We start from the raw sequence: 304 nt of genomic DNA on the forward strand, positions 1-304 counted from the left end.
CATTTCCCAGCAATGCTTCTAATCCTGATATCTTTCCGGGTATTTGTTTCACTCGACATCAGAGGACGCTTCCACCGCGGCAAATATGGGTCAAGCACGCTTTTCCCTCATAAAAATGGAAGTATGAGTAAACGTGCTTAACCATCACCCATCCGTACCCGAAAATGTGATATGCCCATTCATTCGGTTGACACATTGAGAACGCGACAGTTATGATGCCTCTCTCGTGCGGGGGTGTAGCTCAGCCGGTTAGAGCGCGTGAATGGCATTCACGAGGTCATGGGTTCGACTCCCTTCACCTCCA

At 49.3% G+C, this 304-nt stretch carries 1 tRNA gene; it reads left to right on the forward strand.

Annotated elements, in window-relative coordinates:
* Positions 1-230: 230 nt before the first annotated feature.
* Positions 231-304: transfer RNA gene (locus tag S1OALGB6SA_RS01365), tRNA-Ala, on the forward strand.

The organism is Olavius algarvensis spirochete endosymbiont, from assembly GCA_900608495.1.
Classification (GTDB): domain Bacteria; phylum Spirochaetota; class Spirochaetia; order DSM-2461; family DSM-2461; genus UBA2779.